At 71.9% G+C, this 24170-nt stretch carries 23 protein-coding genes; 12 read left to right on the top strand and 11 right to left on the bottom strand.

Annotated elements, in window-relative coordinates; genetic code table 11:
* Positions 1-38: 38 nt before the first annotated feature.
* The 3 genes from ACZ4E1_RS32090 (at position 39) to ACZ4E1_RS32080 (ending at position 3119) form a co-directional block, all read left to right on the top strand.
* Positions 39-803 (top strand): SDR family oxidoreductase, encoded by a 765-nt coding sequence (locus tag ACZ4E1_RS32090; protein WP_467546128.1) that lies wholly within the window; start codon positions 39-41, stop codon positions 801-803.
* Positions 800-2461, top strand: a complete 1662-nt coding sequence (locus tag ACZ4E1_RS32085; protein WP_467546127.1) for a class I adenylate-forming enzyme family protein — start codon at positions 800-802, stop codon at positions 2459-2461. The genes ACZ4E1_RS32090 and ACZ4E1_RS32085 overlap by 4 nt, the downstream gene beginning before the upstream one ends.
* Positions 2462-2522: 61 nt before the next feature.
* A complete protein-coding gene (locus ACZ4E1_RS32080) occupies positions 2523-3119 on the top strand; it encodes a TetR/AcrR family transcriptional regulator (protein WP_467546335.1) in 597 nt (198 codons plus the stop codon).
* Here the strand turns inward: ACZ4E1_RS32080 and ACZ4E1_RS32075 are convergent.
* From ACZ4E1_RS32075 to ACZ4E1_RS32045, 7 genes are all read right to left on the bottom strand, one after another.
* A complete protein-coding gene (locus ACZ4E1_RS32075; RefSeq protein ID WP_467546125.1) occupies positions 3058-3525 on the bottom strand; it encodes a LysR substrate-binding domain-containing protein in 468 nt (155 codons plus the stop codon). The two genes, ACZ4E1_RS32080 and ACZ4E1_RS32075, sit on opposite strands and share 62 nt — an antisense overlap.
* 211 nt (positions 3526-3736) lie before the next feature.
* Complete coding sequence (locus ACZ4E1_RS32070) at positions 3737-4951, bottom strand: acyl-CoA dehydrogenase family protein (RefSeq protein ID WP_467546123.1); 1215 nt, start codon at positions 4949-4951, stop codon at positions 3737-3739.
* Positions 4952-4958: 7 nt separating this feature from the next.
* Positions 4959-5996, bottom strand: coding sequence for a phosphotransferase family protein (locus ACZ4E1_RS32065; RefSeq protein WP_467546121.1), 1038 nt, complete (start codon positions 5994-5996; stop codon positions 4959-4961).
* A gap of 155 nt (positions 5997-6151) precedes the next feature.
* A complete protein-coding gene (locus tag ACZ4E1_RS32060) occupies positions 6152-6469 on the bottom strand; it encodes a DUF202 domain-containing protein (protein WP_467546119.1) in 318 nt (105 codons plus the stop codon).
* Between the two features lie 6 nt (positions 6470-6475).
* A complete protein-coding gene (locus tag ACZ4E1_RS32055) occupies positions 6476-6868 on the bottom strand; it encodes a YidH family protein (protein ID WP_467546117.1) in 393 nt (130 codons plus the stop codon).
* Positions 6869-6892: 24 nt separating this feature from the next.
* Complete coding sequence (locus ACZ4E1_RS32050; protein ID WP_467546115.1) at positions 6893-7453, bottom strand: NUDIX hydrolase; 561 nt, start codon at positions 7451-7453, stop codon at positions 6893-6895.
* A 34-nt stretch (positions 7454-7487) separates the two neighbouring features.
* The gene (locus tag ACZ4E1_RS32045; protein ID WP_467546113.1) at positions 7488-8378 is read right to left on the bottom strand and encodes a DMT family transporter; all 891 of its coding nucleotides are present in this window, start codon (positions 8376-8378) and stop codon (positions 7488-7490) included.
* Positions 8379-8659: 281 nt separating this feature from the next.
* On the opposite strand from ACZ4E1_RS32045, the gene ACZ4E1_RS32040 reads away from it, so the two are divergent.
* Positions 8660-9622 (top strand): hypothetical protein, encoded by a 963-nt coding sequence (locus ACZ4E1_RS32040; RefSeq protein ID WP_467546112.1) that lies wholly within the window; start codon positions 8660-8662, stop codon positions 9620-9622.
* A gap of 37 nt (positions 9623-9659) precedes the next feature.
* Positions 9660-11192 carry an APC family permease gene (locus ACZ4E1_RS32035; protein WP_467546111.1) on the top strand — a complete coding sequence of 511 codons (1533 nt, stop codon included), beginning with the start codon at positions 9660-9662 and terminating at the stop codon, positions 11190-11192.
* A gap of 79 nt (positions 11193-11271) precedes the next feature.
* On the opposite strand, the gene ACZ4E1_RS32030 is transcribed toward ACZ4E1_RS32035, so the two are convergent.
* Together ACZ4E1_RS32030 and ACZ4E1_RS32025 are read right to left on the bottom strand one after the other, a co-directional pair.
* The gene (locus ACZ4E1_RS32030) at positions 11272-12678 is read right to left on the bottom strand and encodes a GntT/GntP/DsdX family permease (RefSeq protein WP_467546109.1); all 1407 of its coding nucleotides are present in this window, start codon (positions 12676-12678) and stop codon (positions 11272-11274) included.
* Between the two features lie 65 nt (positions 12679-12743).
* Positions 12744-13262: a gluconokinase gene (locus ACZ4E1_RS32025; protein ID WP_467546108.1), complete on the bottom strand. Its 519-nt coding sequence runs from the start codon at positions 13260-13262 to the stop codon at positions 12744-12746.
* Positions 13263-13430: 168 nt separating this feature from the next.
* Here ACZ4E1_RS32025 and ACZ4E1_RS32020 point away from each other — a divergent pair, with 168 nt between their 5' ends.
* A complete protein-coding gene (locus ACZ4E1_RS32020; protein ID WP_467546106.1) occupies positions 13431-14132 on the top strand; it encodes a FadR/GntR family transcriptional regulator in 702 nt (233 codons plus the stop codon).
* Between the two features lie 23 nt (positions 14133-14155).
* On the opposite strand, the gene ACZ4E1_RS32015 is transcribed toward ACZ4E1_RS32020, so the two are convergent.
* Together ACZ4E1_RS32015 and ACZ4E1_RS32010 are read right to left on the bottom strand one after the other, a co-directional pair.
* Positions 14156-14551: a YchJ family protein gene (locus ACZ4E1_RS32015; protein WP_467546104.1), complete on the bottom strand. Its 396-nt coding sequence runs from the start codon at positions 14549-14551 to the stop codon at positions 14156-14158.
* 38 nt (positions 14552-14589) lie between these two features.
* Complete coding sequence (locus tag ACZ4E1_RS32010; RefSeq protein WP_467546102.1) at positions 14590-15516, bottom strand: helix-turn-helix domain-containing protein; 927 nt, start codon at positions 15514-15516, stop codon at positions 14590-14592.
* A 184-nt stretch (positions 15517-15700) separates the two neighbouring features.
* Between ACZ4E1_RS32010 and tkt the strand changes: the two genes are divergently transcribed.
* The 6 genes from tkt to gnd are packed head-to-tail and all read left to right on the top strand — an operon-like array spanning position 15701 to position 23982.
* A complete protein-coding gene (gene tkt / locus ACZ4E1_RS32005; RefSeq protein ID WP_467546100.1) occupies positions 15701-17797 on the top strand; it encodes a transketolase in 2097 nt (698 codons plus the stop codon).
* Positions 17798-17838: 41 nt separating this feature from the next.
* Positions 17839-18966 carry a transaldolase gene (tal, locus tag ACZ4E1_RS32000; RefSeq protein ID WP_467546098.1) on the top strand — a complete coding sequence of 376 codons (1128 nt, stop codon included), beginning with the start codon at positions 17839-17841 and terminating at the stop codon, positions 18964-18966.
* A complete protein-coding gene (gene zwf / locus ACZ4E1_RS31995) occupies positions 18963-20495 on the top strand; it encodes a glucose-6-phosphate dehydrogenase (RefSeq protein WP_467546096.1) in 1533 nt (510 codons plus the stop codon). The genes tal and zwf overlap by 4 nt, the downstream gene beginning before the upstream one ends.
* The gene (opcA, locus tag ACZ4E1_RS31990) at positions 20492-21439 is read left to right on the top strand and encodes a glucose-6-phosphate dehydrogenase assembly protein OpcA (RefSeq protein ID WP_467546094.1); all 948 of its coding nucleotides are present in this window, start codon (positions 20492-20494) and stop codon (positions 21437-21439) included. Before zwf ends, opcA begins: the two co-directional genes overlap by 4 nt.
* A complete protein-coding gene (gene pgi / locus ACZ4E1_RS31985; RefSeq protein ID WP_467546092.1) occupies positions 21432-23084 on the top strand; it encodes a glucose-6-phosphate isomerase in 1653 nt (550 codons plus the stop codon). Before opcA ends, pgi begins: the two co-directional genes overlap by 8 nt.
* 22 nt (positions 23085-23106) lie before the next feature.
* Positions 23107-23982: a phosphogluconate dehydrogenase (NAD(+)-dependent, decarboxylating) gene (gene gnd, locus ACZ4E1_RS31980; RefSeq protein WP_467546090.1), complete on the top strand. Its 876-nt coding sequence runs from the start codon at positions 23107-23109 to the stop codon at positions 23980-23982.
* Positions 23983-24170 lie beyond the last annotated feature (188 nt).

Genomic DNA, 24170 nt, shown 5'->3' with positions numbered 1-24170 from the left:
CTGAGGCAACCTGAGTCACGGCGTGCCGAAGGAGACCGATGGTGGAGAGTCCGCAGGGCCAGTCAGTCGTCGTCACGGGCGCGGGCGGCGGTATCGGCGCCGCCCTCGCCCGCCGCTTCGCCGCCGCCGGCGCCCGCGTCGTCGTCAACGACCTCGACGCCGGCAAGGCCGCCGCGGTCGCCGAGGAGATCGGCGCGACCGCCGTCCCCGGCGACGCCTCCGCGATCGTCGACGACGCCCGGGACGCCCTCGGCGGCCCCGTCGACGTCTGGTGCGCCAACGCGGGCCTGTCCTCCGGCGGCACCGAGGCCGCGGACCCCGCGGTGTGGGCCGCCGCCTGGGACGTCAACGTGATGGCCCACGTGCGCGCCGCGCAGGCCCTGCTCCCGGACTGGCTGGAGCGCGGCAGCGGCCGCTTCGTCTCCACCGTCTCCGCCGCCGGCCTGCTCACCATGATCGGCGCCGCCCCGTACAGCGTCACCAAGCACGGCGCGTACGCCTTCGCCGAATGGCTCTCGCTCACCTACCGGCACCGCGGCGTCAAGGTGCACGCCATCTGCCCGCAGGGCGTGCGCACCGACATGCTCACCGAGGCCGGATCCGCCGGGGACCTCGTCCTCGCGCCCACCGCCATCGAACCGGAGGACGTCGCCGACGCCCTGTTCGCGGGCATGGCCGAGGACCGTTTCCTGATCCTGCCGCACCCCGAGGTCGCCGGGTACTACGCGGGTCGCGCCGCCGACCCCGACCGCTGGCTCGCCACCATGAACCACATCCAGCAGAAGTGGGAGGCCGGCCGGTGACCGAGTCGATCTACGCCGCGCGCCCCTGGCTCGCCGTCCTCAGCGAGGCCCAGAAGGCCCCCGTCACCCCGCCCGCCACCGTCGTCCACGCCTTCGCCGACGCCGTGCGCCGCGCCCCCGACCACCCCGCCCTCGCCTACTTCGACGGCCGCCTCAGCTACGCCGAGGTCGACGCCCTCTCCGACTCCGTCGCCGGACACCTCGCCGCCCGGGGCCTGGAGCGCGGCGACCGCGTCGCGATCATGCTGCAGAACTCGCCGCACTTCGTGCTCGCCCTGCTCGGCGCCTTCAAGGCCGGCGCCGTCGTCGTCCCGGTCAACCCGATGTACAAGGCGGGCGAGGTCGCCCACGTCCTGCACGACGCCGAGGTCACCGCCCTCGTCTGCGCGGACCGCGCCTGGGAGGCGTACCTGCGCGACACCGCCGCCGACTCGCCCGTACGCATCGCCCTGACCGCCTGCGAACTCGACCTCCAGAGCCGCGACGACACCCGCGTCCTGTCCTTCGAGCGCGTCACCCCGGCGCCCGCCGGCGCCGACGACCTGCTGACCGTCGCCCGCGCCGGCCACACCGCGCCCGCGGACCGCGAACTCACCGCCGACGACATCGCGCTGATCAGCTACACCTCCGGCACCAGCGGCACCCCCAAGGGCGCCACCAACCTGCACGGCAACATCACCTACAACGCGGAACGCCAGCGCACCGGACTCGGCGTCGCCGAAGGCGCCACCTACTTCGCGCTCGCGCCCCTGTTCCACATCACCGGCATGGTCTGCGAACTCGTCGCCTGCGTCGCCAACGCGGGCACCCTCGCCCTCGCCTACCGCTTCGAACCCGGCGTCGTCCTCGACGCGTTCGCCGAGCACAAGCCCGCCTACACCGTCGGCCCGTCCACCGCCTTCATGGCGCTCGGCGCCCAGCCCCAGGCCACCCGCGAGCACTTCGCGTCCTTCGACTCGATCTCCTCGGGCGGCGCGCCCGTGCCGCCCGCGCTCGTCGAGAAGTTCCGCGCCGCGTTCGGCCCTTACATCCACAACGGCTACGGCCTCACCGAGTGCACCGCCCCCTGCGCCACCGTGCCGCCCGGCGTCGAGGCCCCCGTCGACCCCGTCTCCGGCACCCTCGCCGTCGGCGTGCCCGGGCCCGACGCGGTCGTCCGCATCATCGACGACCAGGGCGCCGACGTGCCCTTCGGCGAGCAGGGCGAGATCGCGGTGCGCGGCCCCCAGGTCGTGCCCGGCTACTGGCGCCGCCCCGACGCCACCGCCGAGGCCTTCCCCGACGGCGAACTGCGCACCGGCGACATCGGCTTCATGGACGCGAACGGCTGGCTCTACGTCGTCGACCGCAAGAAGGACATGATCAACGCGTCCGGCTTCAAGGTCTGGCCGCGCGAGGTCGAGGACGTCCTCTACACCCACCCCGCCGTCCGCGAGGCCGCCGTCGTCGGCGTCCCCGACGCCTACCGCGGCGAGACCGTCAAGGCGTACGTGAGCCTGCGTCCCGGCGCCGACGCGACCCCGGACGAGCTGTCCGCGTACTGCAAGGAACGGCTCGCCGCCTACAAGTACCCGCGCGAGGTGGAGGTCCTGCGCGAGCTTCCCAAGACGGCAAGTGGGAAGATCCTCCGGCGGGAACTGCGTTCAGCGGACGCGTGACCCGCGCAGGACCCGAGTGACCGAAGCAGCACGAGACATACAGTGAAGGCAGGTGGCGGCAGTGGCCAAGGCGGCGACGGACGGCGACGGGACGCCGGTTCCGCAGCGACTCCTGGCGGCCGCCACCCGGCTGTTCGCCGAGCGCGGCTACGACCGGACCTCCGTGCAGGAGATCGTCGAGGCGGCGGGCGTCACCAAGGGCGCCCTCTACCACTACTTCGGTTCCAAGGACGACCTGCTGCACGAGGTGTACGCGCGCGTGCTGCGGCTCCAGCAGGAGCGGCTCGACGCCTTCGCCGACCGGGACCAGCCGGTCGAGGAGCGGCTGCGCGCCGCGGCCGCCGACGTGGTCGTCACGACCATCGAGAACCTCGACGACGCGGCGATCTTCTTCCGCTCCATGCACCACCTCAGCCCCGAGAAGAACAAGCAGGTACGGGCCGAGCGGCGCCGCTACCACGAGCGGTTCCGGGCCCTGATCGAAGAGGGCCAGAAGGCCGGAGTCTTCTCCACCGAGACCCCGGCCGACCTCGTGGTCGACTACCACTTCGGCTCGGTCCACCACCTGTCGACCTGGTACCGGCCCGACGGCCCCCTCACCCCGCAGGAACTCGCCGACCAGCTGGCCGAGCTGCTCCTGCGGGCGCTGCGCCCGTAAGACGGTCGAGCAGCGCCTCGGCCGCCGGATTGCGCGGCCGGGGCGCCCGCCCCGCGAGCACCACCGTGCGGCCAGGCTCCGGCTGCCGGATCGCCACGCAGGGCAGCCCCGCGGCTTCCCCGATCCGGCGCGGCACGATGGCGACCCCGATCCCGGCCCGCACGAGATCCACGAGCAGCCCGATCTGGGTCACGTCGCACGTGATGCGGCGCTCCAGACCGCAGTGCGCCGCCAGATCCTTGATGAGCGTGCGCCCCGCCGAGGCCGGCGGATGGCCCGGCGCCGTGATCATGACCAGGTCCTCCTGCCAGGCGCCGAACGAGGCGATCCCGTCCGGCAGCCGGCGCGCGTCCGGTGCGAGGAACGCCAGGTCCAGTTCGTGCGCAGGCTGGCGCTGATGGATCACGCGGGGGGTGGGGGTACTGAGGGTTCGTGCGCGTCTGCGGGCCCGGTGGGGGCTGGTCGCGCAGTTCCCCGCGCCCCTGAAATGCAGACGCTTCGCGCCGCATTTCCCCGATGAGGGACCGCCCCGATGGAGATCGCGCACGAAGTGCGCATCTCCAGGGGCGCGGGGAACTGCGCGAGAAGCCCCACCGGGCCCGCACCCGGCGGCGAGCCTAGACGTACCGCTTCAGTTCCCGCCGCGCCAGCGATCGCTGGTGGACCTCGTCGGGCCCGTCGGCCAAGCGGAGCGTACGCGCTCCGGCCCACAGCTCCGCGAGCGGATAGTCCTGGGAGACACCCCCCGCCCCGTGCAACTGCACCGCCTTGTCGATGATGTCGACCACCGCCCGCGGCGTCGCGATCTTGATGGACTGGATCTCGGTGTGGGCCCCCTTGTTGCCCACCGTGTCCATGAGCCAGGCCGTCTTCAGGACGAGGAGCCGCAGCTGCTCCACGGTGACCCGCGCGTCCGCGATCCACTCCTGCACCACGCCCTGCTGAGCCAGCGGCTTGCCGAACGCGGTGCGGCCCACGGCCCGGCGGCACATCAGCTCGATGGCCCGCTCGGCCATGCCGATCAGCCGCATGCAGTGGTGGATGCGGCCCGGACCGAGCCGCGCCTGGGCGATACCGAAGCCGCCGCCCTCCTCGCCGATCAGGTTCGAGACGGGCACGCGCGCGTGGTCGAAGACGACCTCGGCGTGGCCGCCGTGCCAGTGGTCCTCGAAGCCGTAGACCGTCATGGCCCGCCGCACCTCGACACCCGGGGTGTCGCGGGGGACGAGGACCATGGACTGCTGGCGCCGGATGTCGGGCCCGTCCGGGTCCGTCTTGCCCATCACGATGAAGATCTTGCAGTCCGGGTTCATGGCACCGGAGATGTAGAACTTGCGGCCCGTGATGACGTAGTCGTCGCCGTCGCGCTCGATGTGCGTCGTGATGTTCGTGGCGTCGGAGGAGGCGACCTCCGGCTCCGTCATCGCGAACGCCGAGCGGATCTCCCCGGCGAGCAGCGGCTCCAGCCACTGCTTCTGCTGGGCCTCGGTGCCGAACTGGGCCAGCACCTCCATGTTCCCGGTGTCCGGGGCGGCGCAGTTCAGCGCGGTCGGCGCGAGCTGCGGGGAGCAGCCGGTGATCTCGGCCAGCGGCGCGTACTGGAGGTTGGTCAGACCCGCGCCGTGCTCGGCGTCGGGCAGGAACAGATTCCACAGGCCCTGGCGGCGGGCCTCGGCCTTGAGGTCCCCGACCACGGCGGGCGTCTGCCACGGCGAGTCGAGCGCGGCGCGCTGCTCGGCGGCGACGGCCTCGGCCGGGTACACGTGCTCGTCCATGAAGGCGAGGAGCCGCTCGCGCAGTTCCTCGGTCCGGGCGTCGAATGCGAAGTCCATGGTGCGGTCAGCCTTCCTGGGGAGCCTTGAGCGTGGACAGGCCGTGCTCGATGAAGACCGGGACGAGCTCGCCGATCCGGTCGAAGCCGGCGCCGACCGTCTGGCCGAGCGTGTACCGGTAGTGGATGCCCTCCAGGATCACGGCGAGCTTGAACCAGGCGAACGCCGTGTACCAGGCGATCGCGGAGACGTCGCGCCCCGAGCGCGCGGCGTACCGCTCGATCAGCTCGGCCGGGTCCGGGTGCCCCGGGGCCGTCGCGGTCGTGGAGACGGGCGACTCGGTCAGACCGAGGTCCGTGCTGTACATGACCAGCAGGCCCAGGTCGGTCAGGGGATCGCCGAGCGTCGACATCTCCCAGTCGAGGACCGCCTTGATCAGGTCCGTCCCGTCCGGATCCTGCCGCATCAGGACGTTGTCGAGGCGGTAGTCGCCGTGCACGATCGTCGGCGCGGGGGAGTCCGGCAGGGCGCGGCCGAGCGCGGCCTGCAGCTCGTCGATGCCGGGCAGATCGCGGTTGCGGGACGCGTCGAGCTGCTTGCCCCAGCGGCGCAGCTGGCGCTCCAGGAAGCCCTCGGGGCGGCCGAAGTCGCCGAGGCCGACCTTCGCCGGGTCCACCGCGTGCAGGTCGACGAGGGTGTCGACGAGTCCGAGCACGGCCGCGCGGGTCCGCTCCGGGCCCAGCGGTTCGAGCTGATCGGCGGTCCGGTACGGCGTGCCGTCGACGAACTCCATGACATAGAAGGGCGCGCCGAGCACGGTGTCGTCCTCGCACAGCAGGATCGGCTCGGGCACCGGCACGTCGGTGGGGTGCAGGGCGGCGATGACCCGGTGCTCGCGCTTCATGTCGTGCGCGGTGGCCAGGACGTGGCCGAGCGGGGGCCGCCGCACCACCCACTGGGTCGTCCCGTCCCCGACCAGGTACGTCAGGTTCGAGCGTCCGCCCTCGATGAGCCGCGCGGTCAGCGGTCCGCCGACCAGTCCGGGCCGCTCCCGGTCGAGGTGGGCGCGCAGCTGGTCGAGGTCGAGACCTGGGGGGTGGCTCATCGGGGTCCTCCGGGGAACGGGCGGCAGCGTCGTCGCCAACCATCATGCTGACTGGTCGGTATGTCGTCCAGTGATGCACACGAACGTGATCGTTCTTACGCTGCCTCGTCCCGAGCGTCCACGGAAGAGGGCCTCACCGGCCGCGCCCGTACGGCTCACGTCACGAGCAGCGACGCGAACACCGCCAGCGCCACCGTGCACAGCGCCGCCGCGACGGCCCCGCGCCGCGTCATCACCGGCGGCGCGATCTCGTGCAGCGCAAGTCCCGTGATGCGCCGGTGCGCGACCGCCAGGAAGCCCAGCCACACCAGCAGGCACAGCGCGGCGGCCACCCAGCCGAGCGCCCCGCCGGAACCGCTCAGCGCCGTCCGGCCGGCCAGGATCGCGGCCACCGTGCAGGACAGCGTCGTACGCCGCCACGCGAGACGGGTCCGGGCCGGCTGCAACCCGGGATCGCGTACGGGTTCCGTCACGTCCGCTCACCCCGCCCAGCCGGCGAACACCACGACCACCATGGCGACGGCGACCAGCGCGATCACCACGCTCAGCAGCGCGGGGAACCGCGACACCGGCAGGTCCTCGCCCTTGCGCATCGCCCGCTCGCACCGCACCCAGTGACTGACCGCCCGCAGCGAGCACAGGGCGCCCGAGGCCAGCAGCGCGAGCGCGAGCCCGACCCGCCAGCCCCAGGGCAGGTCCGGCAGGAACTGGTCGACCGCGAAGCCGCCGCCGATCAGCGCGAGCGCGGTGCGCAGCCAGGCCAGGAACGTCCGCTCGTTGGCCAGCGAGAACCGGTAGTCGGGCGTCTCGCCCTCGTCCCTGACCCGCTCCGGGGCGAACCAGAGCCGTACGGTGCGTGCGAATTCGATCACGGTGTGGACCTTAGGGCCTGCCCGTCAGTCACGGGCGCGCAGGCGTGCGTAGGCCGCGAGCGAGTCCGGGGTGAAGGACCACGTGCCGATGCGCCGGTCCAGCTCCTCCTGGGGCAGGAACGTGTGCCAGGCGACCTCCTCGGCCTGCGGGTCCACCGGCCGGTCGCAGACCACCTCGTACACCGCCGACCACCACGAGCGCCCCGCCCCGTCGTACAGGAAGCGGAACAGCGGCGTCGGCCGCGGCAGCCCCGAGACGCCGAGCTCCTCCTGCGCCTCCCGCAGGGCGGCCTCGTCGTACGTCTCGCCCGCGCCGACCACGCCGCCCACGAACATGTCGTACAGCCCGGGGAAGACGAGCTTGGTCTCGGTGCGCCGGTGCACGAACACCCGGCCCTCCGGGTCGCGGACCAGGACGAACGCGCAGCGGTGCCGCAGCCCCCGCGCATACGCCTCGCCGCGCGCCACCTGCGCCACGACCCGGTCGTCCGCGTCGACGATGTCCAGGATCTCCCCGGCCGACCGCGCCGCGGCCTCAGACGTCTCACGGCCCTCGGAAGGACGCGCAGAACTCGCAGAACTCATGCCCCGAGGCTAAGCCGTGCCCCGGGCCCCGCCCCTACACCGGGCTCGACTCCGCGTTCCGGTCGTGTGCCGCCGCCCCCGGCATCGCCGGATGCATCCCCAGCAGCACGACCCCCGCCACGACCCCGGCAAGGCCCAGCACCTCCCAGGCGAGCGCCCCGGCGTCGGTGCGCAGCCGGTCCCCGAGGAACCCCACCCCGCACGCGATCCCGGCCAGCGGCTGCGCGGCCGTCAGCGCGGGCAGCGACATCCGCAGCGGCGCCGTCTCGAAGGCGCTCTGCACCAGCAGCAGCCCCGTCACCCCGAGCAGCAGCACCGCGTACGGCTGCCAGCCCAGGAACAGATGGTCCAGGCCGCCCGCCTGGAACCGCTGCCCGCTGACCCGGGTCAGCGCGTCCTGCACCCCGTAGAGCATCCCGGTCGCCACCGCCAGGAGCACCGGCGCCTTGCTCAGCCGGGACCGCTTGGCGAGCGCCGCGAGAAGCAGCGCCCCGCCCACCATCAGCCCGATGATCAGCCAGTGCCGCAGCGGCCCCGCCTTCTCGCCGCCCCCGCTGGGCTGCCCCGCCACGATGAACGCCGTCACCCCGCCCGCGAGCAGCAGGAGCCCGAGCCAGCCCTGCCGGCCCAGCGGCACATAGGTCTGGAGGCGGGAGAGCAGCAGGGCGAAGAGGAGGTTCGTCGCGAGCAGGGGCTCGACCAGCGACACCTCGCCGTTGCCGAGCGCCACCGCGCCGAGCGCCATGCCGCACACCATGAACCCGATGCCCGCCAGCCAGCGCGGCATCCGCATCAGGTCGAGCAGGAGCCGGGGCCGCAGGAAGTCGCCGAGCGGGGCGCGCCGGGCCGCGTTCTGCTGGAGCACGAAGCCGATGCCCAGACAGAAGGCCGCGCTCACGGCGAGGACGAGGACGAGAACCGGCACGCTGTGCACCTCGGACTGCGCTCGGAAAACACATCGCTATGCGGCTGACGATAGCGCTCCGGGCCCGGCCGCGCCCCCGGCCGCAAGGTGGTTGAAATGTCATGCAAGTGAACTCGGCAGAGTTCGCGACGAGTTGGTGAAGCCCGTCCCCCGATCACCCTTGACGTGGAGCCCTCCCTACCGGTTTGCTGTGCGTGATCATCCGCCCCTTGGCCGCCCCGGCCGCGCAGCCTCGCGCGCCGCCGTCGGCGTTACTGAAGAGTCGTAGAGGAACCGTCGCGGTGTCCCCACCCCCGCCCCCGCTCGGCCGCCCTCGCAAGAAGGCCACGCACTCCTTCGACCCCGCGCTCGACGACGCGGACCTCGTCGCCGCCCGCACCGCGCTCGCCCAGGGCCGGTGGTCCGAGGCCAGGGCGCTGCTCGACGGAACCGGCGACGACTGGGACCGGCGCGGTCACCGGATCATGGTCCTCGCCCAGGAGCCCACCGCCACCGCCTGGGTCCGCGACTGGCTCCTGGTCGAACCGGAGTCGACGGACGCCGCCGTCCTGCTCGCCTGCGCCGGCGTCCACCGGGCGCTCGCCGGAAAGGCCCGCCCGGACAAGATCCGCGACGGCTGCCTCGACGCCGCCGCCCTGGTCCCCGCCGACCCGACGCCCTGGCTCGGACTGCTGCTCCTGGAGCGCGAGTTGGGCCGCGAGGAGGACGTCGTCCGGCTCTTCGACGAGGTCCGCCACCGGCACCCCGACCATCACCACGCCCACCACCTCATGGTCGCCCGGCTCGCCGAGCGCCGCGCCGCCGCGGGCCAGGACCCGCTGCACGAGGTCTACGACTTCGCCGCCTGGGCCGCCGAGCAGGCCCCGCCCTCCTCTCCGCTCGCCGTCCTGCCTGTGGTCGCCCACGCCGAGCGCTACCGGGTCCTCGCCAGGGCGGGCACCGAGCCCGCCGACCCCAAGGCCTCGGGCCACTGGACCGGCCGCCGGGCCCGCGTCGTCATGAAGACCGCCTTCGACTGGTGGCTGGAGTGGGGCGAGACCCGCACCGGCGCGGGCCGCCCGCGCGACCGCGTCGACCTCAACTTCCTCGCCCACGCCAAGTACTGCGAGGGCCGCCCCGCCGAGGCGGCCGCCCTGTTCCACCGCATCGGACCGCACGTCACACCGGAGCCCTGGTCCTACCCCGACCGGGATCCGTACGAAGCGTTCCGTGCCGCGCGCAGTGCCGCGCTCGGCACGGCGTAGCCGTCGACCACGACCCACCGTGAAGGGACACCCCCCGATGACCACGAGCGACAGAACGGCCGAGAGCACGGCGGAGCCGGGCATCAGCACGTTCATAGGCGAGGAGAGCGCCCTGCGGGCCGGGCGGCTCGGCACGGCGGGGCTGCTGCTCTCCGTGCTCGCCGCGACCGGCCCCCTGATGGTCGTCGCAGGTGTCATGCCCACGACGTTCGCCGTGATGGGCGTCGTCGGCATGCCGCTGCTCTTCCTCATCCTCGGCGTCGTCCTGACCCTGTTCAGCGTCGGCTACGCGGAGATGAGCCGGCACGTGCACAACGCGGGCGCCTTCTACGCCTACATCGCGCGCGGCCTCGGCCCGACGGCCGGCGCCGCCGCGGCCCTGGTCGCGCTCGTCGCCTACAGCGCGCTCCAGGTCGGCATCTACGGCATGTTCGGCTTCGAGGTCTCCGGGCTCGCCCAGCAGTTCCTCGACCTGGAGATCGCCTGGTGGATCCCGGCGGTCCTCGCCGTCGTCGCGGTCGCCGTGCTCGGCCTGCTCAAGATCGACGTGAACGCCAAGGTCCTCGGCGTGCTGCTGCTCGTCGAGGTGGCCGTCGTGGTCGTCTTCGACATCGCCGCCATCGGCGACCCGGGCAGCCAGGGCCTCTCCCTGGACGCCTTCGACCCCGGAACCCTCTCCGGCGTCGGCCTCGGCACCGCCCTGTGCTTCTGCATCGCCGCGTTCACCGGCTTCGAGCAGGCCCCCGTCTACGCGGAGGAGACCAGCCGCCCGCACATCCTCGTGCCCCGCGTCATGTTCCTGGCCGTCGGCGGCGTCGCCCTGTTCTTCGCCTTCAGCGCCTGGGCCCTGACCGTGGCCACCGGCCCCGCCGCGATCGTCGGCGAGGCCCGCAAGCAGTCCGCGGGCCTGCTGTTCGGGCTCACCGAGGACCGGCTCGGCGGCACCTTCACCGACATCGTGCACGTGCTGTTCGTGACCGGCATGTTCGCGGCGCTGCTCAGCTTCCACAACGTGGTCGCCCGGTACGCCTTCGCGATGGGCCGCGAGGGCCTGCTGCCCGCCCGCTTCGGCCGCACCAACAGCGCGAGCGGCGCGCCCGGCACCGGCTCCGTGCTGCAGTCCGTGATCTCCCTCGTCGTCGTCCTCGTCTTCGCCGTCACCGACTCGGCCCCCGCCGGCGACCCGACCGCGCCGGTCCTGCGCCTGTTCACGTGGGGCGGCAACGTGGGCGCGCTCGGCGTCATCCTGCTGATGGCCACCGCCTCCCTCGCCGTCATCGTCTTCTTCGTGCGGCGCGGCGCGGCCGGCGCGCAGATCTGGCGGCTGCTCGCCTCCGGCATCGCCGGCCTCGCGCTGCTCGTCATCGCCGGCTACACGGTCAAGGACTTCGACGTGCTCCTGGCCTCCGCGCCGGGCTCCGCGCTGACCTGGATCCTGCCCGGCGTCATCGTGCTCGCGGCCCTCGCCGGCGTGGCGTACAGCCTGGTGCTGCGCGCCCGCAACCCGCAGGCGCACGCCCGGATCGGCCTCGGCAACGAGGCGTTCCAGCTGGAGAAGCGCGCGGGCTGACCCGTACGGAAGACGGCGGCGGCCCCCACGCGACCGGAGAGGTCGGGTGGGGCCGCCGCCGTGTGCCGGGCCCGTGGCGCTAGATCACCAGGGACAACAGCAGGACCAGGCCACCGGCGACGACCGAGATGATCGTCTCCATCACCGACCAGGTCTTCACCGTCTGCCCGACGCTGAGTCCGAAGTACTCCTTGACCAGCCAGAAGCCCGCGTCGTTGACGTGGCTGAAGAACAGCGAACCCGCGCCGATCGCCAGCACCAGCAGCGCCGTGTGCGTGTCGGTCATACCGGCCGCCAGCGGGGCCACCAGACCGGCCGCCGAGACGGTCGCGACCGTCGCCGAACCCGTCGCGAGACGGATCACGACCGCGATCAGCCAGGCGAGCAGCAGCGTCGGGATCGACCAGTCCTTGGAGATGTCCAGGACCATCTGGCCGACGCCGGAGTCGATCAGGGTCTGCTTGAAGCCGCCGCCCGCGCCGACGATGAGCAGCACGCCCGCGATCGGGGCGAGCGACTTCTCCGTCGTGGACGCCAGCTTGCCCTTGGTGAAGCCCGCCGGGCGGCCCAGGGTGAACATGGCCACGATGACGGCCGCGAGCAGGGCGATCAGCGGCGAGCCGACGACGTCGAACACGCGCTGCACGGTGTGCTCGGGGTTGTCCACGATGATGTCGACGAGAGCCTTCGACAGCATCATCGCGACGGGCAGCAGGATCGTGGCGACCGAGGCACCGAAGCTGGGACGGCCCTTCAGCTCGTCCGAGGCGCGCGCCGGGATCATCTTCTCCGGGGCGGGCACGTCGACCCACTTCGCGGCGAACTTCGAGAACACCGGACCGGCGATGATCACCGTCGGGATCGCGACGAGGACGCCGAGGGCCAGGGTGATGCCGAGGTTGGCGCCGACCGCGTCGATCGCGACGAGCGGGCCGGGGTGCGGCGGGATCAGGCCGTGCATCACGGACAGGCCGGCGAGGGCCGGGATGCCGATCCGCATCAGCGAGTAGTTGCCGCGCTTGGCGACCATCAGGACGACCGGGATCAGCAGCACGATGCCGACCTCGAAGAACAGCGGCAGGCCGATGATCGAGGCGATGAGGACCATCGCCCACGGCATCGCCTTGCCGCCGGACTTGCCGGCCTTGGCGAGGATCGTGTCCACGATCTGGTCGGCGCCGCCGGAGTCGGCGAGCAGCTTGCCGAGGATCGCGCCGAGCGCGATCAGCACACCGACACCGGCGACGGTCGAACCGAGACCGGCGCTGAAGCTGGTGATCGCCTTGTCGAGCGGGGCGCCGGCGACCGCGCCCAGCGTGAGCGAACCGATCGTCAGCGCCAGGAAGGCGTGGAGCTTGAACTTCGTGATGAGCAGGACGATGACGGCGATACCGACGAGCACGGCGATCCCGAGCTGGGCATGGCCCGCGGACGTGATCGGCTCGACGGCGTCCGCTGCCAGGGTCTCGACACTGAGACTGGTCACGGTCTGATCCCTTGTACGAGGAGGGGAGGGGGACGGAAGGACTACTGGGGGAGTGCGGGGGAGAGCTAGGGCTGCTCGGGGTCGAGCGCGGCCAGAGCCTTGACGGCCCGGTCCGTGATCTCCTCCGGGGAGCCCGACACGTCGACGTCGACGCCCGCCTCGTCCGCCTGGAGCGGTTGGAGCGTGGCGAACTGCGAGTCCAGCAGGCTCGTCGGCATGAAGTGGCCCTCGCGGTGGCTCATCCGGTCGAGGATGAGCTCACGGCTGCCGGTGAGGTGCAGGAAGACGGCGTCCGGGGCCTCGGAGCGCAGCAGGTCCCGGTAGCTCCGCTTGAGCGCCGAGCTGGAGACGACGCCACCGAGTCCGGCGCGGCTGTGCGCCCACCGGCCGATGGCCTCGAGCCAGGGGCGGCGGTCCTCGTCGTCCAGGGGCGTCCCGGCCGACATCTTGTCGATGTTGGCCTGCGGGTGGAAGTCGTCGCCCTCGGCGTACGGAACGCCGAGACGCTCGGCGAGCAGGGGACCGATCGTTGTCTTGCCGGTGCCTGCCACGCCCATGACCACGACGACGTGGGGGGTGCTCATCGCTGCCTCGCTGTCTTCATCGCTGTCTTCGTCGACATCGCTGTGTCACGTCACTGAAACCCAATAGGTCTGACTAATTCAAGAGGCTGTGACATAAAAGTCAGACTATTTATTCCGGGTCCCGGTACCGCGTCGTGCACGTCACGTCCCGCCTCGTACTCTTTCGACATGACCACACAGGGCCGGGGCCTGCACGCCCGCGTACTCGAAAGCCTCGGTCCCGCCATCACCGCGGGGGAGTACCCCGAGGGCAGCGTGCTGCGCACCGATGAGCTGGCGCAGCAGTTCGAGGTCTCGCGCTCGGTGATGCGGGAGGCCGTGCGCGTCCTGGAGTCGATGCATCTGGTGGCGTCACGGCGCCGGGTCGGCGTCACCGTGCGGCCCGCCGCGGAGTGGAACGTCTACGACCCGCAGGTCATCCGCTGGCGCCTGGCCGGCGCCGACCGGGCGCGCCAGCTGCGCTCGCTCACGGTGCTGCGCTCGGCGGTCGAGCCGGTCGCCGCGGGCCTCGCCGCCCGCCATGCCACGCCCGAGCAGTGCGCCGCGCTCACCGAGTGCGCGCTGGGCATGGTCGCCACCTCGCGCGGCCAGCAGCTGGAGAAGTACCTCGTGCACGACATCGACTTCCACCGGATCGTGCTCAACGCGTCGGGCAACGAGATGTTCGCGCACCTGGGCGACCTGGTCGCCGAGGTCCTGGCGGGCCGTACCCACCACCAGGTCATGTTCGAGGACCCCGACCCGGCCGCCGTCTCGCTCCATGTGCACGTGGCGGAGGCGGTCCGGGAGGGGGACGCGGAGCGCGCCGAGGCGCTCACGCGGGAGATCGCGGTGGGCGCGCTCCAGGAGCTGGACATCCTCGCGCCCTGAACGCGTCCCGCGGCGGGGCCGGGTTACTCGATGAAGTCGCCGTCCACGTACACCCAGGCGCCGTCGACCCGCACGAACCGGCTGCGCTCGTGCAGCGACCCCGCCCGGCCGTCGTCCTTGTAGCGGGCCCGGTAGGTGACCGTGCCGCGCTGGTGGAACGCCGAGCCGTCGGTCGTCTCCAGGACCTCCAGGCCCACCCAGGTGAGCCCCGGGTCGAACTCCACCGCCGGCGGCCGGGTGTCCGGGTGCCAGGTGCGCAGCAGATACGCCGCGTCCTTGCGGGTGAACGCGGCGTACCGGGACCGCATCAGCGCCTCGGCGGTGGGCGCGGCGGCCCGGCCCGAGTGGTAGCGGCCGCAGCAGTCCTCGTACGCGGCGGGAAGGCCGCAGGGGCAGGTGGTCGGGGTGGGGCGTGCCATGCCGCCGACTCTACCGAGCGCCTCTCGGCGCCGTCCCCTCAGACCTGCTCCGCGCGGAAGGCCGCCGGGGTCGTGCCCGCGTGCTGCTGGAAGTACTTCGAGAAGTTCGCCGAGTCGGGAAAGCCGACCGCGACCCCGATCCGGCCCACCGGCAGATCCGTGTGCGCGAGCAGCCGCTTCGCCTCCAGGACCACCCGCCGGTCGATGAACGCCTTCGGCGTCTGCCCGGTCGCGGCCCGCACCGCGCGCACCAACGTCCGCCGCGAGTAGCCCAGTTCGTCGGCGTACGCGCTCACGCTGTGGTTCGTGGTGAAGCTGCGCTCGACGGCTGTGCGGAACCGGGTGAACGTGGTGTCCGGCTGCGGCCGGCACTCGTCCGCCGCGGCCTGCGCCGACACGTGCGCGACCCGCAGCATGAACGCCGTCAGGGTGTGCCGCAGCACGTTCGTGTGCAGGCTCAGCGGCAGCGTCCGCGTGTCCAGGTACTCGCGCTGCAACTGCGCCAGTGAGGCGTCCAGGGCGGCCAGTTGGTCCGGCCCGGGGTGCAGCAGCGGCGGCCGGTCGTAGCGGTACAGGCCGGTGGCCTCGACGATCGAGCGGGGCAGGAAGCCCGGCTGCATGGTCAGCACCGTGCCCTCGTACGGCTCGGTCGCGGAGAAGCCGTGCACCTGCCCCGGCCGGATCCACAGCACGTCGCCCGCGCCGGCCTCGTACTCGGCGAAGTCGATCATGTGGTGCACCGGGCCCGCGCGGAAGAACAGCAGGACGTGGAAGTCGATGCGGTGCACCCGCCGCGACAGGTCGGCGCCGCCGGCCCACGGACCCTCGGTCCCCATCGGGCCGACCTGGATCCCGACCCCGGACACGCTGGTGCTCGGGTCGAAGGGATACGTGCGGATGCGCGCTCGTTCTTCCGGGCTCGCTCCCAGATGTGCGCTCGTCTGCGCGGGGTCCTGCTCCGTCATCGACCTTCCTCGGCTTCGGGGCCTGTGGGTGTCTCATTTTCACCGAACAACGGCACGGGGGCACCTGCCGTTTCAAAAGTATGACCTTTAAGTTAGGTACCGGTTCGACCTGGGGCTTTAGCCTCGGCCGGGCGGTGCCTTCGGGCACGTGGACAGGACAACGGATGCGAAGGAAGTCCCACAGATGAGCACGCAGACACCGCACGGTCTCGACCCCTTCGAGCGTCCCTTCGAGTGGACCGCGCTCGACCAGCGGGCCGTCGACACCGCCCGTCTGCTGGCGGCCGACGCCGTCCAGAAGGTCGGCAACGGACACCCCGGCACGGCCATGAGCCTCGCCCCCGCGGCCTACACCCTCTTCCAGAAGGTCATGCGGCACGACCCCGCCGACCCGGAGTGGACCGGCCGCGACCGCTTCGTCCTGTCGCCCGGCCACACCAGCCTCACCCTCTACACCCAGCTCTTCCTGTCCGGCTACGAGCTGGAGCTCGACGACCTGAAGGCCTTCCGCACCCAGGGCTCCAAGACCCCCGGCCACCCCGAGTACGGCCACACCGCCGGCGTCGAGACCACCACCGGCCCGCTCGGCCAGGGCGTCGCCAACGCCGTCGGCATGGCGATGGCCGCCCGCTACGAGCGCGGCCTCTTCGACCCCGAGGCCCCCGAGGGCGCCAGCCCCTTCGACCACACCATCTGGGCGATCGTCTCCGACGGCGACCTGGAGGAGGGCGTCTCCGCCGAGGCCAGCTCCCTCGCCGGCCACCAGAAGCTCGGCAACCTCGTCTTCGTCTACGACGACAACCACATCTCCATCGAGGGCGACACCGAGACCGCGTTCTCCGAGGACGTCCTGAAGCGCTACGAGGCCTACGGCTGGCACGTCCAGCGCATCGAGCCGCTCGCCGACGGCAACACCGACGTCAAGGCCCTGTACGAGGCCCTCGCCGCCGCCAAGGCCGAGACCGGGCGCCCGTCCATCATCGCGATGCGCACGATCATCGCCTGGCCCGCCCCGACCGCGCAGAACACCGAGGCCTCCCACGGCTCCGCGCTCGGCGCCGAGGAGATCGCCGCCACCAAGCGCGTCCTCGGCTTCGCCCCCGAGCAGAGCTTCATCGTCGAGGACGAGGTCCTCGCCCACGCCCGCACCGCCCTGGACCGCGGCGCCGAGGCGCACGCCGCCTGGGACAAGCAGCTCGGCGCCTGGCGCACCGACAACCCCGAGCGCGCCCAGCTGCTCGACCGGATCGTCGCGGGCCGCCTGCCCGAGGGCTGGGAGGACGCGCTTCCCACCTTCGAGGAAGGCACCAAGGTCGCCACCCGCGCCGCCTCCGGCAAGGTCCTCCAGGCCCTCGGCCCGGTCCTGCCCGAGCTGTGGGGCGGCTCCGCCGACCTCGCCGGCTCCAACAACACCACGATCGACAAGACCAGTTCCTTCCTCCCGAAGGGCAACCCGCTGCCCGAGGCCGACCCGTACGGCCGCACCGTGCACTTCGGCATCCGCGAGTTCTCGATGGCCGCCGAGATGAACGGCATCGCGCTGCACGGCAACACCCGCATCTACGGCGGCACCTTCCTGGTCTTCTCCGACTACATGCGCAACGCGGTCCGCATGTCCGCGCTGATGCAGCTCCCCGTCACGTACGTGTGGACGCACGACTCCATCGGCCTCGGCGAGGACGGCCCCACCCACCAGCCCGTCGAGCACCTCGCCTCGCTGCGCGCCATCCCGGGCCTCAACATCGTCCGCCCGGCCGACGCCAACGAGACGGCCGTCGCCTGGCGCGAGATCCTGCGCCGCGGCTCGGCCAAGCCGGCCCCGCACGGCCTGGCGCTCACCCGTCAGGGCGTTCCCACGTACGCGCTCGACGAGGACGCGGCCAAGGGCGGTTACGTCCTCGCCGAGGCCTCGAAGGAGACCCCGGACGTCGTCCTCATCGCCACCGGCTCCGAGGTCCAGCTCGCCGTCGCCGCCCGCGAGACGCTGGAGGCCGAGGGCGTCGCGACCCGCGTCGTGTCGATGCCGTCCGTCGAGTGGTTCGAGGAGCAGGACCAGGCCTACAAGGACGCCGTCCTTCCGCCGTCCGTGAAGGCCCGCGTGGCAGTCGAGGCCGGCATCGGTCTGACCTGGTACCGCTATGTCGGCGACGCCGGCCGGATCGTCTCCCTGGAGCACTTCGGCGCCTCCGCCGACGCCGGGATCCTGTTCCGCGAGTTCGGCTTCACCGCCGAGAACGTCGCAGCTCAGGCCCGGGAATCTCTTGCCGCCGCCCGTCGTTGACCCGTACGCGTCATAGCACTCGAAAGAAGATGAAGAAGAACATGAGCACCACCGCGGCCCCCCTCAAGTCCCTCTCCGACGCGGGCGTCTCCATCTGGCTGGACGACCTCTCCCGCAAGCGCATCGAGTCCGGCAACCTCGCGGAGCTCGTCGAGAACAGCCACGTCGTCGGCGTCACCACGAACCCCTCGATCTTCCAGGGCGCCATCGGCTCCGGCGAGGGCTACGAGGAGCAGCTCGCCGACCTCGCGGTCCGCAAGGTCACCGTCGACGAGGCCGTCCGCATGATGACCACGGCCGACGTCCGCGCCGCCGCCGACATCCTGCGCCCCGTGTACGAGACCACCCAGGGCCGCGACGGCCGCGTCTCCATCGAGGTCGACCCGCGCCTGGCCCACGAGACCGAGGCCACGATCGCCGAGGCCAAGCAGCTCGCCTGGCTCGTCGACCGCCCCAACGTCATGATCAAGATCCCGGCGACCCTCGCGGGCCTCCCGGCCATCACCGAGGTCATCGGCCTCGGCATCAGCGTCAACGTCACGCTGATCTTCTCCCTGGACCGCTACAAGGCCGTCATGGACGCCTACCTGGCCGGCCTGGAGAAGGCCCGCGCCCGCGGCATCGACCTCTCCACGATCCACTCCGTCGCCTCCTTCTTCGTCTCGCGCGTCGACGCCGAGATCGACAAGCGCCTCGACAAGGTCGGCACCGACGAGGCCAAGGCCCTCAAGGGCAAGGCGGCCCTCGCCAACGCGCGACTCGCCTACGAGGCCTACGAGCAGGTCTTCGCCTCCGAGCGCGCCACCGAGCTGGAGGCCGCCGGCGCCAACGAGCAGCGCCCCCTGTGGGCCTCCACCGGCGTCAAGGACCCCGCGTACAAGGACACCCTGTACGTCGACGAGCTCGTCGCCCCCGGCACCGTCAACACCATGCCCGAGGGCACCCTGAACGCCACCGCCGACCACGGCGAGATCACCGGCGACACCGTCACCGGCGGCTACGAGCAGGCCCGCGCCGACCTCGCCGCCGTCGAGGCCCTCGGCATCTCCTACGACGAGGTCGTCCAGCAGCTCGAGGACGAGGGCGTCGCCAAGTTCGAGATCGCCTGGAACGACCTGCTCGGCACCGTCTCCGCCCGCCTCGCCGGCGAGGAGGCGCAGGCCAAGTGAGCGCCTCCGCCTGGCACAACCCCCTGAGGGACCCCCGCGACCGCCGTCTGCCGCGCGTCGCGGGCCCCTCCGGGCTCGTCATCTTCGGCGTCACCGGCGACCTCTCCCGCAAGAAGCTGATGCCGGCCGTCTACGACCTCGCCAACCGCGGTCTGCTGCCCCCGGGCTTCTCGCTCCTCGGCTTCGCCCGCCGCGAGTGGGAGGACCAGGACTTCGCCCAGGTCGTCCACGACTCCGTGCGCGAGCACGCCCGCACCCCCTTCCGCGAGGAGGTCTGGGCCCAGCTCGCCGAGGGCATGCGCTTCATCCCCGGCGACTTCGACGACGACACCGCGTTCGAGCAGCTGCGCGACGCCGTCGACGAGCTCGACGGGAAGCGCGGCACCAGCGGCAACTACGCCTTCTACCTGTCGGTCCCGCCGAAGTTCTTCCCCAAGGTCGTCCAGCAGCTCAAGAAGCACGGCCTCGCGGACGCCCCCGAGGGATCCTGGCGCCGCGCCGTCATCGAGAAGCCGTTCGGCCACGACATCGCCTCGGCCCGCGAGCTGAACGCGATCGTCCACGACGTCTTCGCGCCCGAGCAGGTCTTCCGCATCGACCACTACCTCGGCAAGGAGACCGTCCAGAACATCCTGGCGCTCCGCTTCGCCAACCAGATGTACGAGCCCATCTGGAACCGGAGTTACGTCGACCACGTGCAGATCACGATGGCCGAGGACATCGGTATCGGTGGCCGCGCCGGCTACTACGACGGCATCGGCGCCGCCCGCGACGTCATCCAGAACCACCTCCTCCAGCTCATGGCGCTCACCGCCATGGAGGAGCCCGCGTCCTTCGACGCCGAGTCGCTCGTCAACGAGAAGCTCAAGGTCCTCAAGTCCGTCCGCGTCCCCGCCGACCTGGAGCGCTCCACCGTGCGCGCCCAGTACGAAGGCGGCTGGCAGGGCGGCGAGCAGGTCAAGGGCTACCTCCAGGAAGACGGCATCGACCCCGGGTCGAAGACCGACACCTACGCCGCCGTGAAGCTGGAGATCGACAACCGCCGCTGGGCGGGCGTCCCGTTCTACCTGCGCACCGGCAAGCGCCTGGGCCGCCGCGTCACCGAGATCGCGGTCGTCTTCCAGCGCGCCCCGCACTCCCCGTTCGACTCCACCGCCACGGAGGAGCTCGGCCAGAACGCGATCGTCATCCGCGTCCAGCCCGACGAGGGCATGACCGTACGCTTCGGATCCAAGGTCCCGGGTACCTCCATGGAGATCCGCGACGTCTCGATGGACTTCGCGTACGGCGAGTCGTTCACCGAGTCCAGCCCGGAAGCGTACGAGCGGCTGATCCTGGACGTACTGCTGGGCGACGCCAACCTCTTCCCGCGCACGGAGGAGGTGGAGGAGTCCTGGCGGATCCTCGACCCCGTCGAGGAGCACTGGGACACCCACGGCCGCCCGGCCCGGTACGCCTCCGGCAGCTGGGGCCCGGTGGAAGCCGACGAGATGCTCGCACGAGACGGACGGAGCTGGCGCAGGCCATGAAGATCGACCTGACCGACACCACGGCAAGCAAGATCAACAAGGCGCTCGTAGAGGGGCGCCGCGCCATCGGCACCCCGGCCGTGGGCATGGTGCTCACGATGGTCATCGTCACCGACGAGGAGAACGCCTACGACGCGGTCAAGGCCGCCGAGGAGGCCTCCCGCGAGCACCCCTCGCGCACCCTCGTCGTCATCAAGCGCACGGCCCGCACCCCGCGGGACCGGCAGGGCACCCGGCTCGACGCCGAGGTGCGGGTCGGCTCCGACGCCGGCACCGGCGAGACGGTGATCCTGCGCCTGTACGGCGAGGTGAGCCACCACGCCGCCTCCGTCGTCCTGCCGCTGCTGCTGCCCGACGCCCCGGTGGTCGTCTGGTGGCCGGTCGACGCCCCCGACGAGCCCGCCAAGGACCCGCTCGGCGCCCTCGCCGCCCGCCGCATCACCGACCTGTACGCCGACGCGGACGCCCTCGACGCCCTCGACCGGCGCGCGGTGTCCTACACGCCCGGCGACACCGACCTGGCCTGGACCCGGCTCACCCCGTGGCGCTCCATGCTGGCCGCCGCGCTCGACCAGGCCCGCGTCGAGGTGACCTCGGCCGCCGTCGAGTCGGAAGCCGGCAACCCCAGCGCCGAACTCCTCGCCCGCTGGCTCGGCGCCCGGCTCGGCGTCCCGGTCGAGCGCGTCGTCACCGCCGGACCCGTCGTCACCGCGGTCCGCCTCGGCACCGCCGGCGGCGACATCCGCATCGACCGCCCCGACGGCCCCCTCGCCACCCTCACCCTGCCCGGCCAGCCCGAGCGCACCCTCGCCCTGAAGGTCCGCACCACCGCCGAGCTGATCGCCGAAGAGCTCCGCCGCCTCGACGCCGACGAGATGTACGCCGTCGCGCTCCAGGCCGGCACCGGCACCTCCGACTCCAAGGAGTCCGTTCAACATGCCTGACCCGAACACCCCGTTGACACGCCGCCCGCAGTGGACCGCCCTGGAGGACCACCGCGCCGAGACCGACGGCACCCACCTGCGCGAGCTGTTCGCCGCCGACCCCGAGCGCGCCGACCGCTACACGCTGCGCGTCGGCGACCTGCACATCGACTACTCCAAGCACCTGATCACGGACGAGACCCTCGCCCTCCTGCGTGACCTGGCCGCCGCCACCGACGTCTTCGGGCAGCGCGACGCCATGTTCCGCGGCGACAGGATCAACACCACCGAGGACCGCGCCGTCCTGCACACGGCCCTGCGCGCCCCGGCCGGCGCCGTGATCGAGGTCGACGGCGAGAACGTCGTGCCGCAGGTGCACGCCGTCCTCGACCAGATGGCCGCCTTCGCCGACCAGGCCCGCTCCGGCGCCTGGACCGGCCACACCGGCAAGCGCATCAGGAACGTCGTCAACATCGGCATCGGCGGCTCCGACCTCGGCCCCGCGATGGCCTACGAGGCGCTGCGCCCGTACACCGCCCGCGACCTGACGTTCCGTTTCGTCTCGAACGTGGACGGCGCCGACCTCCACGAGGCCGTCCGCGACCTCGACCCGGCGGAGACCCTCTTCATCGTCGCCTCGAAGACCTTCACCACCATCGAGACGATCACGAACGCGAGCTCCGCCCGCGACTGGCTCCTGAAGGGCCTCGGCGCCGGACAGGAAGCCGTCGCGAAGCACTTCGTCGCTTTGTCGACGAACGCGGAGAAGGTCGCCGAGTTCGGCATCGACACCGCGAACATGTTCGAGTTCTGGGACTGGGTCGGCGGCCGCTACTCGTACGACTCCGCCATCGGCCTCTCCCTGATGATCGCGATCGGCCCGGAGCGCTTCCGCGAGATGCTCGACGGTTTCCACCTCGTCGACGAGCACTTCCGCACCGCCCCCGCTGAGGCCAACGCCCCGCTGATCCTGGGCCTCCTCGGTATCTGGTACGGCAACTTCCACGGCGCCCAGTCGCACGCGGTCCTCCCGTACAGCCACTACCTCTCCAAGTTCACCGCGTACCTCCAGCAGCTCGACATGGAGTCGAACGGCAAGTCGGTGCAGCGCGACGGCGAGCCGGTGGCCTGGCAGACCGGACCGGTGGTCTGGGGCACGCCCGGCACCAACGGGCAGCACGCCTACTACCAGCTGATCCACCAGGGCACGAAGCTGATCCCGGCGGACTTCATCGGCTTCGCGAAGCCGGTCGAGGAGCTGGAGTCCGGCCTGGCGGCCCAGCACGACCTGCTCATGGCCAACTTCTTCGCGCAGACGCAGGCGCTGGCCTTCGGCAAGACGCCCGAAGAGGTGCGCGCCGAGGGCGTGCCCGAGGAGCTGGTCCCGCACAAGACGTTCCAGGGCGACCACCCGACGACCACGATCCTCGCGACCGAGCTGACCCCCTCGGTCCTCGGCCAGCTCATCGCCCTCTACGAGCAGAAGGTGTTCGTCCAGGGCGCGGTCTGGAACATCGACTCCTTCGACCAGTGGGGCGTCGAACTCGGCAAGGTCCTCGCCAAGCGCGTGGAGCCCGCCCTCACCGAAGGCGCCCGGGTCCCCGGCCTCGACTCCTCCACGCAGTCCCTGGTCGCCACCTACCGCGCTCTGCGCGGCCGCAACTAACCCCGAAGGTAAGTGAACTGACATGCAGCTCGGTCTCATCGGTCTCGGCAAGATGGGCGGCAACATGCGCGAGCGCATCCGCCGCGCCGGCCACGACGTCATCGGCTACGACCGCAACCCGGAGATCTCCGACGTCGCCTCCCTCGCCGAACTCGTCGACAAGCTCGAAGGCCCGCGTGTGGTCTGGGTGATGGTCCCCGCGGGCGCCGCCACCCAGTCCACCGTCGACGAGCTGAAGGACCTCTTGTCCGAGGGCGACCTCGTCGTCGACGGCGGCAACTCCCGCTGGACCGACGACGAGAAGCACGCCGCCGAGCTCGGCGAGCGCGGCATCGGCTTCGTCGACGCCGGCGTCTCCGGCGGCGTCTGGGGCCTGGAGAACGGCTACGCCCTGATGGTCGGCGGCTCCGACGAGAACGTCGCCAAGGTCAAGCCGGTCTTCGACGCCCTCAAGCCCGAAGGCGACTTCGGCTACGTCCACGCCGGCAAGGTCGGCGCCGGCCACTTCTCCAAGATGGTCCACAACGGCATCGAGTACGCCATGATGCAGGCCTACGCCGAGGGCTGGGAGCTCCTGGAGGCCGCCGACTCGGTGACCGACGTGCGCGAGGTCTTCCGCTCCTGGCAGGAAGGCACCGTCATCCGCTCCTGGCTGCTCGACCTGGCGGTCAACGCCCTGGACGACGACGAGCACCTCGACAAGCTGCGCGGCTTCGCGGCCGACTCCGGCGAGGGCCGCTGGACCGTCGAGGCGGCCATCGACCACGCGGTCCCGCTGCCCGCGATCACGGCCTCCCTCTTCGCCCGCTTCTCCTCCCGCCAGGAGGACTCCCCGCAGATGAAGATGATCGCCGCCCTGCGCAACCAGTTCGGCGGCCACGCGGTCGAGAAGAAGTAACTCCCGCCCGCTCCGTGCGCCCCGTCGGCCCCAGGCGGATTCAACAAATCGTCGCAACACGAAGGGTGTTGGGGTCGTTCTCAAGCAACCTAGAGAAGCGGGGGGGGGGGGGGGGGCCCCCCCGCCCCCCCCCGGGGCCCGGGGGGGGGGCGGGGGGGGGGGGGGGCCGGGGGGGGCCAGTGTTATTA

The organism is Streptomyces sp. NPDC025806, from assembly GCF_055558275.1.
Note: the sequence above shows the minus strand (reverse complement) of the source record. Positions and strands in the feature narration are given on the sequence as shown.

Bases quoted from the DNA above. Each gene is read 5' to 3' on its own strand.
- ACZ4E1_RS32020 (WP_467546106.1), top strand. From the start codon at position 13,431: ATGACCACACAGGGCCGGGGCCTGCACGCCCGCGTACTCGAAAGCCTC.
- opcA (WP_467546094.1), top strand. From the start codon at position 20,492: ATGAAGATCGACCTGACCGACACCACGGCAAGCAAGATCAACAAGGCG.
- ACZ4E1_RS32035 (WP_467546111.1), top strand. From the start codon at position 9,660: ATGACCACGAGCGACAGAACGGCCGAGAGCACGGCGGAGCCGGGCATC.
- tkt (WP_467546100.1), top strand. From the start codon at position 15,701: ATGAGCACGCAGACACCGCACGGTCTCGACCCCTTCGAGCGTCCCTTC.
- ACZ4E1_RS32050 (WP_467546115.1), bottom strand. From the start codon at position 7,453: ATGAGTTCTGCGAGTTCTGCGCGTCCTTCCGAGGGCCGTGAGACGTCT.
- ACZ4E1_RS32090 (WP_467546128.1), top strand. From the start codon at position 39: ATGGTGGAGAGTCCGCAGGGCCAGTCAGTCGTCGTCACGGGCGCGGGC.
- ACZ4E1_RS32070 (WP_467546123.1), bottom strand. From the start codon at position 4,951: ATGGACTTCGCATTCGACGCCCGGACCGAGGAACTGCGCGAGCGGCTC.
- pgi (WP_467546092.1), top strand. From the start codon at position 21,432: ATGCCTGACCCGAACACCCCGTTGACACGCCGCCCGCAGTGGACCGCC.
- tal (WP_467546098.1), top strand. From the start codon at position 17,839: ATGAGCACCACCGCGGCCCCCCTCAAGTCCCTCTCCGACGCGGGCGTC.
- gnd (WP_467546090.1), top strand. From the start codon at position 23,107: ATGCAGCTCGGTCTCATCGGTCTCGGCAAGATGGGCGGCAACATGCGC.
- ACZ4E1_RS32065 (WP_467546121.1), bottom strand. From the start codon at position 5,996: ATGAGCCACCCCCCAGGTCTCGACCTCGACCAGCTGCGCGCCCACCTC.
- ACZ4E1_RS32025 (WP_467546108.1), bottom strand. From the start codon at position 13,262: ATGAGCACCCCCCACGTCGTCGTGGTCATGGGCGTGGCAGGCACCGGC.
- ACZ4E1_RS32015 (WP_467546104.1), bottom strand. From the start codon at position 14,551: ATGGCACGCCCCACCCCGACCACCTGCCCCTGCGGCCTTCCCGCCGCG.
- ACZ4E1_RS32010 (WP_467546102.1), bottom strand. From the start codon at position 15,516: ATGACGGAGCAGGACCCCGCGCAGACGAGCGCACATCTGGGAGCGAGC.